Below are 13,322 nucleotides of genomic sequence, written 5' to 3'. Positions count from 1 at the left end.
AACTAACTCATGATTAAATCAACTATAATCCCGCAGCATTTTTTTCAATTCTACTTGGTGCAATTCTTCTTGTCCAATTAGATTGCGGGCATATTCTTCCAAATAAACGCTCGATCCTGTAACCACTTCAAGTAAAGATTTATACTTTTTGAGCGCTTTTTTCTCGTGATTTAAACTTTCTTCCAATAAGTCTTTCACCGAGTGTTTGTAGGTTTCTTCGATGGGAGCAATTTTCTGACTAGGGTGCCCCTCTAAACCGGTGAGAATTTCTCCTGCTTGTTGGGCGTGGAGTAGGGATTCCGTTGCTTGTGCTTTAAAAAACTGCACGATGGGAATCCGGTTTGGTCCAGTCACCATTAGTGAATAGTGGGTGTAGCGTACGACACCTGCTAGTTCCCATTCCATGATGGTGCATAGCAGTTCCTGAGTTTTTTTGTCGTCAAGTTCTTTCATTGGTTGTTTTAGATGTAGAATGCCCTAGAGGGCGCTGTTTATAATAGCACATTTAAGTGAAAAATGAAAAGTAAGGTGCTGATGGTGCACCTTACCGGAGAGATGTTGTATGTGAGTTACGGGTTAACTTCTAAGGTTCCCGTAGGAGCAAACACTACAGTAAACTTAGCGACTGGTGCTGCACTGTTACTGCTGCTAGTTTCGGAAGATTTCAGCAGATTTGGCAAAGGAGTTTCTTGGGTGTAATCCTTGGCTGGTTGATTGAGCGCCTCGAAATTGCCGATCGCCCCATCTTGACTTGTAGTGACTCGATACACTAGATTTTGATTGAACGTAGGGCTAGTTTGCCAACTCTCATTTATGCGATCGTAGACTTTCAGAGCTAACTCATCTAGTTTTACGCGATCAGTAATTTCTGCTGTCTGATTTGTTCCATCCACCGCCCGAACTTCCTGCTGGCCTGCTGATACAGGTACAGCTTGGACAGTCTTATCTGTAGGGCTACTCGCAATAGCCGTTTCAGTAGACGTATTAGTGAAAGGTACAACCTGTGGAGACTTCTCAGGCAGCTTTTTTTGGCTGTCAACAACTAAACTGGAATTATTTGTAGTGGCAAGCGCACTGCTACTCGCAATAGCTGGTTGGGCCAGCCCCTTAGCAACAGCATTATCGGGTTTTTTCCCCTCGATTGTCAAAGACTTGACGTGGGAACCGAGAAACTTTTCTTTTTGGCTGACGCGCCACATTGAGATAGGAAAAGTCACAAAGAAAAGAGTCAAAACTCCCATACTAATCCAAACTATTTTGTGCATCTCCCTGGCTGGGATAGGCTTATTTTTTGTTTCCATTATCAAACCTTACATTATTTAAGTTAACGGCAAATAGGGGAAGAGAGGATGCCAGGACATAGCTGTCGCAGCAACTAACAAAGCAAACATCCAGAAAAATATGGTGCGACTTTTAATCTGCTGATTTTTCCACAGCAGATGCAGAATTGGCCAACTGACCAGCCAACCGACAAGCAACATAGTTTCTTTGCCCGTGTAGCTGCCGATGTTGCCCCACAATTCATCATTAGTCTTGCTTCCCGGAATCCAACTACCGAGGTTCCAAAGCATTTCGTTTATCTCTTTGGATGTGTCCCCTAAATGGTGACTCACCATCATTGTAAAACAACCAATTGCAACGCTAACTATTGCTGCTGCTGCCGGGCCCGAAACGCGAGGCGGAGTGGCCGAACCCTCAGCTAAACCGTTGGGAAAGTGTTTTAATTTGCTCCAAAATTTTCCGTAAAAAGGTTCATCACCCGCATGGCTTTGGCGGGATAATTGTCTGGTCATTTCACAAATCTCCTATGATAGTTGATAGTGGGTAGGGGCAGTGCCACCTTGTCCGCCCTGAGAGTCAATCGATTGAGAGTTGAGAGTTGAGAGTCGATCGATTGATAGTTGATAATTGGTAAATCCTGACTACAAAGCATGAATTTTTGCAACGCCAATTCCACTTACCATGCCGCCCATTGAAAAAAACATTAGCGCCATCAAAGCTACACAGGTTGCGGTTAAAACCTGGCGATTCTGCTTTTCTAAAATTGCATCCCCGTAAGTCCACAGAATCCAGGTGCAAGCTATTGCTAATGGCAGGGTAAACAGGACGCTAAACTCGTGATATTCCATCAAAACATACTGCCCTAAAGGCGAGTTTTCTTTCAGCCAAGCCCGAGCTCCGCCAAAGTCCATGCCTGCCCGATAACGCATATAAGCCCAATTCCCGGTAGCTATGGCTAAAAAGCTCAAAATAGATGACCAAAAGGCTAATGTACGCATTTGCGGCAAGATTTTACCGGCACCCCGCAGCAAGGGGAAAGCTAAATGTCCCGTGTAAACCATCACTACCATTGCAAACATTGCGCCTAAGCCGTGAATGGTTCCCATCAATCGTTGCCAATGGCTGGGATGCAGTAGGTTGACTAAAGGTAAAAACAGAAACATACCAGCCGATAAAAAACTCAGTCCGTAGATAGAAACTTGAGCGATATCTAACTGTTTGGGAAATTCAGATGGAACTAAATCGGTAGTTGAGTCTGGGGTTGAGTGTTGCACCGCTGGCGAGCCTCCTGTAGGTTGGTCGGAAAATTACTTGAGAATAAGCGCATTAGTATTGTGAGTTTCTTGATAATGCAGCCCGTGCGGAAAAAGCCGATCGCACATTGGCGCTAGTGACAACTGCAAACCTACTGCTAACTATATCAACTCGCAATAATTGAGGCTTTTTCGTTTCTAGAACACCCAATAGTTACGACTTGACTAGCTTTAGCCCCATTTCGCTGCTGCTGTGGTCAAAAAATTAATGCAACTTATTCTCAAGAGTTGAGAATAAAACCAATTAGTGATTTTCAGTTTTTTCTTTATATTTTTTTAATATTCTTGTTTGAGCTTGACGCTGAATACATTTTGCTTGTAAATCTGTAAACAAATATTGATAATTATTATCAAAAAGCTTCAATTTGCAGGTGGTCTGTAAAATATCCGAATAATTCTTCAGGATTATTTAATGTAAAATTTCTCCGGCTCAAAATCCTGCCCCAGAGGCGCTAATCTATATCGAATAAGCGATCGCCCGCTACCAATCCCCCGATCGCTCGATCACACTAATGCCCCCAGAGGGGGTTTTAAATTTTTGTAAAAAATAGTTGACTAAAGAGTTGCAAGTTCTCTCGTTTGGGATAGATGGATGCACATACCTGATGGTTTCCTTTCACCGCCCGTAGCCATTGCCACCGGCATAGCAAGTGCCGCAGTAATTGCAGTTGCCCTAAATCGCACCCGCGCCAGTCTTGGACTTCGACAAGCCCCCATCATGGGCTTAACCACAGCTTTCGTGTTTGCAGCCCAGATGATCAACTTTCCCGTAGCCGGCGGCACCAGTGGCCACTTATTGGGAGGGGCGCTGGCATCCGTCGTTTTGGGGAGCCCTTGGGCGGCAACTTTAGCGATGAGCACAGTTTTTATAATTCAGAGCGTGTTGTTTGCCGACGGGGGCATCACCGCCCTGGGAGCCAATATTTTTAACATGGGGCTAGTTGGCATTTGGGTGGGCTGGTGGCTGTTGCAGCCATTGCAGCAACTCTTGGGAGGTTCCAGAAATCGTTTGCCCCTAGCTGCGGGGATTGCAGCCGCCCTCAGCGTAGTTGCTGCTTCTATTTGCTGCGCGATCGAACTCGCAATTTCTGGTACAGTACCGCTGAATATCGCCTTGCCAGCAATGGTAGGCGTACATATTTTAATTGGGATTGGCGAAGGGGTAATTACAGGCGGCGTTTTAACTTATCTCGTCAAAGTGCGGCCGGATTTACTGCCGGGAGAACAGCCGCAATTGCAGAAATGGGTAGTGCCAGTAATCGGAGTGTTATTAATTTCGGGCGTGCTTTCGCTGTTGGCTTCAAGTTGGCCTGACGGGTTAGAAGCGGTAGCCGAAAAACACGGCTTTAAAGATAAAGAAGCTGTGGCGATCGAAAATCCTACTCCTTTAGCAGATTACACAGTTAAAGGATTAGAAGAGCAGCCTATTGGTACTAGCATTGCTGGAGTTTTAGGCTCTGCTTTCTGTTTCGGCGCGGCTTTTGGAATTGCTCAGTTGGTGGTAAAACCTAAAGATGTCTAAACTGTCCATACCTTTTCGATTGCGCCTGTCTTTGACAATTGTCATCGGCATTGGTTTTATGAAGACTGGCGCTTGGCTGTGGCTGGGTATTTATGGGGCGATCGCACTTTTTTGGTCGTTTTGGCTGAGAGCACCGCTGCGAACCCTAGTACAACTATTAGGAGCAGAATTAATTTTCCTCTCCTTATTAGCACTGCCACAAGGTTGGGAACGCGCTAGTTTTCTGTTGCTGCGTTCCCTAATTTGTCTGCTAATTATGAATAGTTTTCTGCTAACCTTGCCGCCCCACAGTTTCGGAATCGCCCTCAAAGGATTGCCCCTACCAGCCGGCTTGCAAGAGATTGTACTTTTAGCAGGACAATACTTAGAAATCTTGCTAGCAGAAGTCAACCGCATGAAAAGATCCGCCCAACTCCGAGGCTTGTCCGGTACGGGAGGATGGCTGCGCTACGCCAGTGCTTCCATGATCGGAGCCCTTTATTTGCGAAGTCTCGATCGGGCAGAAAGAGTACACGCAGCCATGCTAATTCGCGGCTATCAAGGAAGTGTGCCTGCCGACTCAAAATCAACACCAAAAGAGCGACTATGGCTAACAATAACAATTTTAATAGTAGCCGGATTAACAACAGCTTCTTACGGTAATTGGGAATGGGTAATTGGGAATTGATAATTAACTGGTTCTTATGATCTGCCTGGGAACCGATGTCCAGAGGCTCTGCCTCGCTTCTTGCGGAGGAACATTGGAGGCAGAGCCTACCCATCTGCGTTAGCAGGCAGAGCCTGGGAATGAGTAGACATTATTCAATCTAAAATCTAAAATCTAAAATCGGATGACTAATCTCAAATCCCCACCAACAATCGAAGTGCAAGACTTAGTATTTGGCTATCCCGAGCAAAAGCCAGTATTGCGGGGAATTTCTTTTACTTTGCAACCGGGAGAAAGAGTTGCTTTACTCGGCCTGACAGGTGCTGGTAAAAGCACTTTGCTCGAAAACTTGATCGGATTAAAAATGCCTCAATCCGGTGAGATTAGAGTGCAGGGAAAAAAGTTGGAACCGAAGACTTTATCGCAAGCGCGCAGGCAAATTGGATTTTGTTTTCAAGACGCTAACGACCAGCTATTTATGCCGACTATTTTAGAGGATGTCATGTTCGGCCCCCGCAATTACGGAGTGCCGCCCGGAGTTGCGCGCGATCGAGCTTTAGCCCTATTAGACGAATTTGGTTTAGTAGAATTTGCCAACCGTTCGGCCCACGAACTTTCGGGAGGTCAAAGAAGGTTAGCAGCCTTGGCAGCAATTTTAGCATTAGAGCCGACAATTTTAATCTTAGATGAGCCGACTAACGGACTCGATCCGTCGTGGCGGCGTCACTTGGCGTCAGTTTTGTCACAATTGCCGATCGAGGTAATTTTGATCGCTTCTCACAATTTGAATTGGATCGGGAAAACGACTCAAAGGGCGTTAGTTTTGGCGGATGGTGAGATTAAGATTGACAGAAAAACTAAAGATTTGCTGGCAGATACATCAACTCTAGAACATTACAATCTACCCCCCAATTGGTAATATTTTATTGGTTTGTAGTGAGGATTTTATTCCTCTATACAAACCGGATAAGGAGGATTTTACAGGATAGGAGACGACAGGTAATAGACTTATTACTAATAAAATTTTGAGGTGTCGGTAAACCGCAGATGCAACGCAGATAATTTCAAGATTGTTGGCGATTTTTGCAAGAGGTATATTGAGCGTGGAAACTGGGTTGTTTCGGTCAACGGCATTCTACTAAAATTTAGAGTTAATCTGATAGGACTTACGCACGGTTGTTGAGAAACCGGATTTTTTTAGGAAAAGACGGGTTGTAGACCGCAAATTCGGTAAAAAACCCGGTTTCAGCGCCCCGAGGCGTCCAGGACTGTGCGAAAAGAATTTCCAACTATTACTGGATTGGCAGGCAAAAATCATGAAGGTAGCCGTATTTAATACCAAATCCTACGATCGCACTTTTCTGACAGCAGCCAATGCCGGCGGTCAACACGAGTTGGTTTTTTTTGAACCGCATCTGACCCTGGAAACCAGCGTTTTGGCTGCTGGATTTCCGGCAGTTTGCGCGTTCGTTAACGACTGCTTGGACGCGAAAACGCTGCAAAGCATTGCCGAAAAAGGCGTTCGCTTGCTAGCCCTGAGATCCGCCGGATTCAATCACGTCGATTTAGCAGCAGCGAAGGATTTAGGTTTAACTCTACTCCGAGTTCCTGCTTATTCTCCCTACGCCGTCGCCGAACACGCAGTCGCTTTGATTTTGTCCCTCAACCGCAAAATCCACCGGGCCTACAACCGCGTCCGCGAAGGCAATTTCGCCTTAGATGGCCTGTTGGGTTTTGACCTCCACGGCAAAACGGTGGGAATCGTCGGGACTGGCAGAATTGGCGCAATTACTGCCCAAATTCTGCACGGATTCGGGTGTCGCCTGCTGGGATATGATGTTTTCCCAAACGCAGATTGCCTCGCCCTAGGCATGGAATACGTGGCACTCCCGGAACTGTTCGCGGCCTCTGATATTGTCAGCCTCCATTGTCCGCTGATGCCGGAAACTTACCATTTGATCGGTGCAGAGGCGATCGAGCAAATGAAACCGGGGATGATGCTGATCAATACCAGCCGCGGTCAGTTGATTGACACTAAAGCTGTTACCAAAGCACTGAAGTCTGGTATAATTGGCTACCTTGGTTTAGATGTTTACGAACAAGAGACTGATCTGTTTTTTGAGGATTTGTCAAATCACGTCATTCAAGACGACGTTTTTCAACGTTTACTGACTTTTCCCAACGTCCTGATTACCGGACATCAAGCTTTCTTCACCGAGGAAGCTTTGAAAAATATCGCCGAAACCACGATCGCCAATATCACCGACTTTGAACAAGGACGCCCTTGCCCGAATCAAATCGACCTCGATCAAGTGAAAAAATGAGTCAAAAGAGCGATTTGGCAGGGAGGGAAATTGTTTACAATCAAGTCTTATCCTTATTTTTGCTTGCAATTTGTGAAACTCTGCCTTAGTCTCATCAATTAGTCCCCGCAGTGCGAATGCTGTGCTAATTGCCGGAGAATTATACTGGCAGCAACTCACAGCCTGCAATTTTACTTGACACCGGAGGAAGTATCAAATGACACAAGCTAACTTTTCTGACGACGCACAAACAGTCACTGAAATCGTCACAGTAGACCTAGTGGCTGACCAACCGGGGGTCATGACTACAGTGACAACCACAGAAACACCGACGAGCCAGTTCCAAGATATTAAAGACCAAGTTCTGACAATTTTGTCGGAACTTCCCGCCTATGTCTCCAATTTTTTTGCTGACTACCAAAAGCCCCTCGTAACTGTTGGTTTAATACTGGCAGGCGGTGTTAGTATTAAGGTAATGCTGGGAGTTTTAGATGCTCTTAATGATGTCCCTTTGGTAGCTCCAATTTTTGAGTTGATTGGCATGGGATATACGGGCTGGTTTGTTTACCGCTATCTACTCAAGGCTTCCGATCGCCAAGAGTTGTTAACGGAAATCGATTCTTTAAAAGAACAAGTTGTAGGCAAAGATTCTTAAACGAAGAAAGTTCGGCAACGGATTCGCAAGCGTGGATGTAAGGGATGGAAGGAAGAGGGAAGAAGGAAGAGGGAAGAAGGAAGAAGGAAGAGGAAAGAGGGAAGAAGATTCTTCGACTTACTTCCCCTACGATCAGCAGGAGTCGCAGTTCCTGCCTTAGACTTCGCTGAGGAATCGCGAAGTCTAAGGCAGGGTAAAGATAGGAAAGAAGGCAGAAAGAGGATTTTTCCCACTCTTGCCTCTCTCCCTCTCCCTCTCCTCCCTGTCCCGCTCTCAATTGGGATGGCAAACTTGTTGCAAAGTAGCCGTAAAGTCGGGGTAAGAAATGGCAGCGGCTTCGGCCCGGTGAATGTTAGTAATACCTGTGGCGTTGAGGGCTGCGATCGCCAAACTCATCGCTATTCTGTGGTCGGTGTAGCTGTCAACATCCGCGCCGGTCAAAGGAGTTCCCCCGGTAATTTCTAAACCGTCGGGTAACTCGGAAATTTGGGCTCCCATGCGGTTGAGTTCAGCAGCAGTCACGGCTAGTCGATCGCTCTCTTTGACTCGCAACTCGGCCGCATCTCGAATTATTGTAGTACCCGATGCAAAGATTGCCGCTACTGCCAAAATCGGGATTTCGTCAATCAGTCGGGGAATTAAGTCGCCAGCAATGGTGCATCCCCGCAATTGGCCGGAACTACGAACCAAAATATCCGCTACAGGTTCCCCAGCCGCCTCTCGCTGATTTTGCAGTTCAATGTCCGCGCCCATCATTTCCAAAGCTTCCAAAATGCCTGTACGAGTTGGGTTGACGCCGACATTTTCGACTACGAGCTCCGAACCCGGGACGATCGCCCCAGCAACTAGCCAAAAAGCCGCCGAACTAATATCCCCCGGTACAATCACATTCTGCCCTTGCAGTTGTGTCGGCCCAGTTACTGTCACGCTACAAGTTTCTGGATCGACGCTCAATTGGGCTCCAAACGCTCGCAGCATCCGCTCGCTGTGATCCCGCGACAGAGCGGGTTCTGTGACTGTAGTTTCTCCGCTTGCCATCAAACCGGCGAGCAAAATGCAAGATTTAACTTGAGCCGAGGCGATCGGAGAATGGTAGTGAATCGGTTTTAACTGCTGTCCGAGTATCGCTAAAGGAGCTAAAGAATTACTTTTTCGGCCCCAAATTTGCGCTCCCATTTGTTGCAGCGGTTTAATGACGCGCGACATGGGGCGCGATCGCAGAGAACTGTCACCCGTTACTGCATAAAAACGCCCCGGATGAGAGGCTAAAATTCCCAACATTAGCCTCATCGTTGTGCCGGAATTGCCAGCATCCAAGACATCCACAGGCTCCTCTAACTCGCCAATTCCGACGCCCCGGACTGTCACCCGTTCCGCGTTGAGTTCAGAAACTTTGGCTCCCAAGAGCGAGAAACATTTAGCGGTGCTGCGGGGGTCTTCTCCTAGCAGCAGTCCCTCAATTGTAGTTTCACCTTGGGCGATCGCACCCAACATCAAAGCTCGGTGAGAAATCGACTTATCGCCCGGAACTCGAATCCTCCCCACCAGCGACAAGCCCGAGGTCGGTTTTTGAATGCTTAAAGTTTGGCTTTTGTCAAGAAGCGTAGTAGTGATAATGTCAGCTTGCATTGAGATAAACTAGGATTGGATGGCGTTAGCTATCCTACCTTTTTCCCAGTCCTCAGTCAGTCGTCTTTTGTACGGCCTGCGGGTTTTTTCCCAATGTGTCCGGTTAACTCAAAGACTGATTAAACTTGCCCCCACAGTCTGCTATCAGTTATCGGCGACAAGGGAGGACGGACGCAACCGCACGGATTTCACATTAATTACACATTAATTTCACAAATATTATCCGTGTATCTGCGTAGATTTCATGTCCTGCTCTCAGTTATCAACCAGATGATTGAATTTTGACTAAACAATTTTAGATTTTCGATGGCGAGTTGTACATTTTTCCTTTTTTTAAGCAAAAGCTCCGGAATTTGGAAACTATCTAATCTAGAATCTAAAATATAAAGCCTCAAATCTCACATCTCAAACCGCCCAATTCACAACAACTCCTAAACTTTTATTTATGCTGACCCATCACCGCAAGCCTGTAAGTTTATCGCTGGTATCCACAGATTTACCTTTGTGGTCATTCGTTGAAACCGGTGCTACCCTTTATCAAAAAGACAACGATCGCTTTCACTTGTTGTTGCATGAACCCGCAATAATCGATCGCCAATTTGCCGACGACTCCGACGAATCGACCGAGCAAGTTACTGTCTTGCCCCCAACTACAAAACCCCGGTTGCTCTGGCTAGAAGTTTCACCCTATCGAGTCATTATGACCATGCAAGGAAACGGCAAATACAGTTACCGCCACTGCTGGGAACGAGGAATGTACGGGCTGAGCCGTTATTGGCTTCAGGGCGACTCGCTGGCGACTCCCGAACAGTTGCGACTCCGTAACTTCACTCGCAACTTGACTCTGACAGGAAAGCCGGAACCGGATCACCTACGGTTAGAATATGAGTTGTGGTCGGAAAAAGTACAACTCGGTCAGTATATTTTGAATTTAGAAATTCATCACTAAAGTGGGTAATTGGAAAGGGGTAGATAGTAGGTGAAGGCGACGCATTCCTCAAATTCATTCACCCGCTGTGCGTTGTTGGGGTTCGCGTGGCCATCTCAAAACTCAAAACTCTTAGCCTTTAGCGATCGCTCTTACAATAATTAATCAGTTTGCTAGTCAAAGCGTCTTGATTTGCGGCTGCTTGATTCGCCTGCTGTCCGGCTCTAATAATATCTGCTTGAGCTGTTTTGATTTGCTCTCGACCTTCTATACTTGTAGAAGCCAGATTTCCAGCCTGAAGACTTTTGCTTATGTCGCCGAGTGCTTGACTAATTTCCTGGAAAGATTTAACAGATGGCTCCTTAATTTCTTTGAGGGTTGGATCTGTTATTCTCAGAGCCTCCAGTTCATTTGCTATCACGTTCAAATTTTTAGCTAAGTTGTCGGTCGTTGCAGCATCGTTGCTGTCTTTATCAACATCAATGAGAGCGTTGCCTTTGTTGACAATTTTAGTGAATTTAGTACACTGGACAGCTCGGCTATCGCTGCAACTAATCGTCAGCGTACAGCAAGCAACAACTATCAGCAGGATGGCAATCTGTTTGCGAAAAAAGTACATGAACCCTCGGTTGCAAAAAAAGTAGATTCTGGGATTTTGTCGTAGAGTGGGTCAGCGATTAGCCGATATATCGACTGTCGTAAAACTTTCGCGGCATTCAGACACGCTCTACTAATACCAATTTTTTATGAGGCTGCATAGAATCTGATCCCCCCTAACCCCCCTTAATAAGGGGGGGACAAGATTCTTCTCAAAGTCCCCCTTCTTAAGGGGGATTTAGGGGGATCGAGATATGTGCCACTTCACCTTAAATTGGTATAAGCTAAACTACGTACCTGTTTAGGAACTATGGTCAAAAACAGCAATAACCTAAAGAAGGGAAGCATTTGGGGATATCTTACCCTGCTTTTGCCTATTTCCTTGACGGCGGTTGCCAGTTTCGAGTCGGGAACGATGTTTTGGGCGATCGCCACCACAGCCGGCATTGCTTGGGCTTACAAGCTCTACCAGCAGCAGCAAAAACATAAACTCGCTCATTTAGACTCGGTTTTCTACAAGTTGATTAAGGAAAATCAAGGGCGAGTTACGGCTTTAGATTTGGCGATGAATGCGAAACTCCCCGGAGAAAAGGTTCAAGAGTATCTTGACGAACGAGCTTCGGAATTTGCCGCAGATTTTGAAGTGACAGAACAAGGCGGAATTTTGTATTATTTTCAAATAGCTCCAACTGTCACTCCCAGCGAAACACCTAATGCGGCAATAGCTGTTCAAGAGCCTCCCACAAATCGGGAAAAAGCACAAGATAAAAAACCAAATTTATTCCCCATTACTCAAACCAAGACTCCTGAAAAGCCCAAAATCTCTTTTACCCAGACGGAACTCTCCCGCAGGTTCAAAGTTCACGCAACTACGATCGGCAAGTGGAAACTTAAGCCGGAGTTTGCTCAGTGGAGCCGCGAAAAAGACCCGGAGGATCTCGCCTGGGAATATTCTACAGAAAACAAGCGATTTTATCCCAAAGATTGAGTTTCTCCAATATTCGCCAAAATATATCAAGAAATCCGGTTTATACGACGCTCTGCGGTTGGTAGCGAAGAATTTGGGAGAGAAACGGGGTTTCTGAGACTGGAGCGATTCCAGCACTGATTTTACTGCCGTTGACCGATCGACCTCTTTAGGTTATTTTAAGTAAAATCGTGTGTTGCTGAGTTTGCCAAATAAAAAGCAGTAAGTTCGATCGTCATATCTATTTCTTTTTTCTCCTATGTCCAAAACAACCTTGCGAGTAGTCGCCCGCCTCGCCGCCTTTCCCGACAAAGTAGCAGAACTTAAATCTCTGCTGCTGAGCATTATGGAGCCCACTCGCAAAGAGCAAGGCTGCATCAAATACGAACTCCTGCAAAATCAAGCCGATCCCACAGATTTTACGTTTGTTGAAGAGTGGGAAAGTGCAGATTTGCTCGAACTACATCTCGGTTCAACTCATATTCAAGACGCCGTGCAGAAATTAGACGGTTTGGCCGTTGGGTCTCCAGATATCCGTCGCTATGAATTGCTAGCTTAAGCGGGTTTTTATAGCAATTTTATTAATGTTTGTGAAATAGCTTATGCCCCCTATATCGGCTTTTTAAGGGGGCTATAGTTCATTATAAATAGAAGCAAAGCTAAAAAAAATATGACAGTAGCAACAATAAAAAAGTTATTTATTTATCCAATTAAAGGGCTGACACCGCAACCAATGTCGGAGTTTGCTTTAACAGCAGGACACGGTATTAAGGGCGATCGAGCTTTTGCCTTAATGTTTGCAGATAATCTTGAAGCTGCAAAGATGCGCGCCCAAAATATGCCTTGGATGAGCAAAAAACATTTTGCCGTTCAAAACGATTGGCCTGTGTTAGCAGCTTTGGAATGTGATTATCAACCGGAAACGACGGTTTTAACAGTCAAGCGTCAAGGGGTTGAAGTATTATCCGCAGAAACGAAGACAGCAGCGGGGCGCGATCGCATCGGCGCTTTTTTTACAGAATATCTGGCGGCAATTGAACCCACAAAAGAAGCGAGACACCCGCAGTTTGCACCTTTGCACTTAGTCGGCGACACCAGCGGCGAAACTCGTTATCCCGATCGAGAACCCGTACACATTTCTTTACTCAGTCAAGCCACATTAGACGAATTAACAGAAATCGCTGTTCAAAACATTGACGTGGGCCGATTTCGCCCGAACATTGTGCTAGAAGGTATGGCAGCTTGGTCAGAATTTGAGTTGATTGGAAAACAGTTTCAATTAGGCACGGCGCGCATAGAAGTTACAGCACGAATCGGTCGCTGTGTCAATATAGAAGTGAATCCAGAAACGGGCGATCGGGATATTTCCCTACTCAGTTTACTGCAACAGGAATTCGGTCACGCACAAACAGGAGTTTTAGCCAAAATTATCGACAGTGGCACAGTTAAAATAGGCGATGTTTTGCATCCCTAGAATAATC

Annotated in this window: 16 protein-coding genes; 10 read left to right on the top strand and 6 right to left on the bottom strand. The window is 46.0% G+C overall.

Features of this window, described 5'->3' with window-relative positions; all coding sequences use genetic code 11:
• Positions 1-18: 18 nt before the first annotated feature.
• From QT996_RS03440 to QT996_RS03425, 4 genes are all read right to left on the bottom strand, one after another.
• On the bottom strand, positions 19-453 hold the full coding sequence (locus tag QT996_RS03440; RefSeq protein WP_333044545.1) for a ferritin-like domain-containing protein: 435 nt from the start codon (positions 451-453) through the stop codon (positions 19-21).
• A 116-nt stretch (positions 454-569) separates the two neighbouring features.
• Positions 570-1,301, bottom strand: coding sequence for a hypothetical protein (locus tag QT996_RS03435; RefSeq protein ID WP_333044544.1), 732 nt, complete (start codon positions 1,299-1,301; stop codon positions 570-572).
• A gap of 18 nt (positions 1,302-1,319) precedes the next feature.
• Entirely contained in the window at positions 1,320-1,793 is a 474-nt protein-coding gene (locus QT996_RS03430; protein WP_333044543.1) for a hypothetical protein, read from the bottom strand.
• A 129-nt stretch (positions 1,794-1,922) separates the two neighbouring features.
• Entirely contained in the window at positions 1,923-2,555 is a 633-nt protein-coding gene (locus QT996_RS03425) for a hypothetical protein (protein WP_333044542.1), read from the bottom strand.
• 631 nt (positions 2,556-3,186) lie between these two features.
• Here QT996_RS03425 and QT996_RS03420 point away from each other — a divergent pair.
• The 6 genes from QT996_RS03420 to QT996_RS03395 all read left to right on the top strand — a co-directional run bounded on the left by QT996_RS03420 (position 3,187) and on the right by QT996_RS03395 (position 7,880).
• Positions 3,187-4,116, top strand: coding sequence for an energy-coupling factor ABC transporter permease (locus QT996_RS03420; protein ID WP_333044540.1), 930 nt, complete (start codon positions 3,187-3,189; stop codon positions 4,114-4,116).
• The gene (locus tag QT996_RS03415; protein ID WP_333044539.1) at positions 4,109-4,783 is read left to right on the top strand and encodes an energy-coupling factor transporter transmembrane protein EcfT; all 675 of its coding nucleotides are present in this window, start codon (positions 4,109-4,111) and stop codon (positions 4,781-4,783) included. Before QT996_RS03420 ends, QT996_RS03415 begins: the two co-directional genes overlap by 8 nt.
• Before the next feature lie 163 nt (positions 4,784-4,946).
• Positions 4,947-5,681 carry an ABC transporter ATP-binding protein gene (locus tag QT996_RS03410; protein WP_333044538.1) on the top strand — a complete coding sequence of 245 codons (735 nt, stop codon included), beginning with the start codon at positions 4,947-4,949 and terminating at the stop codon, positions 5,679-5,681.
• 397 nt (positions 5,682-6,078) lie between these two features.
• Positions 6,079-7,086, top strand: coding sequence for a 2-hydroxyacid dehydrogenase (locus QT996_RS03405; protein WP_333044536.1), 1,008 nt, complete (start codon positions 6,079-6,081; stop codon positions 7,084-7,086).
• 196 nt (positions 7,087-7,282) lie between these two features.
• Positions 7,283-7,720: a CAAD domain-containing protein gene (locus QT996_RS03400; protein ID WP_333044535.1), complete on the top strand. Its 438-nt coding sequence runs from the start codon at positions 7,283-7,285 to the stop codon at positions 7,718-7,720.
• 31 nt (positions 7,721-7,751) lie between these two features.
• The gene (locus tag QT996_RS03395; protein WP_333044534.1) at positions 7,752-7,880 is read left to right on the top strand and encodes a hypothetical protein; all 129 of its coding nucleotides are present in this window, start codon (positions 7,752-7,754) and stop codon (positions 7,878-7,880) included.
• A 113-nt stretch (positions 7,881-7,993) separates the two neighbouring features.
• Here QT996_RS03395 and aroA read toward each other — a convergent pair whose 3' ends face one another.
• The gene (gene aroA, locus QT996_RS03390; protein WP_333044532.1) at positions 7,994-9,349 is read right to left on the bottom strand and encodes a 3-phosphoshikimate 1-carboxyvinyltransferase; all 1,356 of its coding nucleotides are present in this window, start codon (positions 9,347-9,349) and stop codon (positions 7,994-7,996) included.
• A gap of 445 nt (positions 9,350-9,794) precedes the next feature.
• Between aroA and QT996_RS03385 the strand changes: the two genes are divergently transcribed.
• Entirely contained in the window at positions 9,795-10,298 is a 504-nt protein-coding gene (locus QT996_RS03385) for a hypothetical protein (RefSeq protein ID WP_333044531.1), read from the top strand.
• Positions 10,299-10,416: 118 nt separating this feature from the next.
• Here the strand turns inward: QT996_RS03385 and QT996_RS03380 are convergent, their stop codons facing one another.
• A complete protein-coding gene (locus QT996_RS03380) occupies positions 10,417-10,896 on the bottom strand; it encodes a hypothetical protein (protein ID WP_333044529.1) in 480 nt (159 codons plus the stop codon).
• Between the two features lie 288 nt (positions 10,897-11,184).
• Here QT996_RS03380 and QT996_RS03375 point away from each other — a divergent pair, with 288 nt between their 5' ends.
• The 3 genes from QT996_RS03375 (at position 11,185) to QT996_RS03365 (ending at position 13,315) form a co-directional block, all read left to right on the top strand.
• Entirely contained in the window at positions 11,185-11,862 is a 678-nt protein-coding gene (locus QT996_RS03375; protein WP_333044527.1) for a hypothetical protein, read from the top strand.
• A gap of 238 nt (positions 11,863-12,100) precedes the next feature.
• Positions 12,101-12,400 (top strand): putative quinol monooxygenase, encoded by a 300-nt coding sequence (locus tag QT996_RS03370; protein ID WP_333044526.1) that lies wholly within the window; start codon positions 12,101-12,103, stop codon positions 12,398-12,400.
• Between the two features lie 111 nt (positions 12,401-12,511).
• A complete protein-coding gene (locus QT996_RS03365) occupies positions 12,512-13,315 on the top strand; it encodes an MOSC domain-containing protein (protein ID WP_333044524.1) in 804 nt (267 codons plus the stop codon).
• Positions 13,316-13,322: the final 7 nt, after the last annotated feature.

The organism is Microcoleus sp. S13C4 (assembly GCF_036700865.1).
In the GTDB taxonomy this organism is placed as follows: Bacteria; Cyanobacteriota; Cyanobacteriia; order Cyanobacteriales; family Microcoleaceae; genus Microcoleus.
This window is presented reverse-complemented; position numbering and strand designations above follow the sequence as displayed.